The sequence below is a fragment of the Staphylococcus sp. HMSC077D08 genome, from assembly GCF_001837945.1.
Classification (GTDB): Bacteria; Bacillota; Bacilli; order Staphylococcales; family Staphylococcaceae; genus Staphylococcus; species Staphylococcus epidermidis.
This window is the reverse complement of record NZ_KV834778.1, coordinates 1-389: the sequence shown is the minus strand read 5'-3', so window position 1 is coordinate 389 and position 389 is coordinate 1. Positions and strand designations below refer to the sequence as shown.

General features: G+C 32.9%; 1 protein-coding gene. It reads left to right on the top strand.

Annotation, left to right across the window (positions count from 1 at the left end; genetic code table 11):
• Positions 1-389, top strand: a 389-nt coding sequence (locus HMPREF2663_RS07260) for a recombinase family protein (protein WP_141762238.1), incomplete at both ends; no start/stop codon positions are given.

Sequence of the window (389 nt, the reverse complement as noted above, 5' to 3'; positions counted from 1 at the left end):
AGACCAGTATTTCAAGAAGCACTTAACTTTGTAAGAACGGGAGATCGATTCGTTGTGGAATCTATTGATCGTTTAGGACGTAATTATGATGAAATTATTGAAACTGTGAATTACTTAAAAGAAAAAGACGTTCAGTTAATGATTACAAGTTTACCTATGATGAATGAAGTTATTAGTAATCCATTACTGGATAAATTTATGAAAGATTTAATTGTTCAAATTTTAGCAATGGTTTCAGAACAAGAGAGAAACGAAAGTAAACGTCGACAAGCACAAGGAATTCAAGTTGCAAAAGAAAAAGGCGTTTATAAAGGACGACCTTTACTTTATTCGCCAAACGCGAAAGATCCTCAAAAGCGTGTTATCTATCATCGAGTTGTCGAAATGTT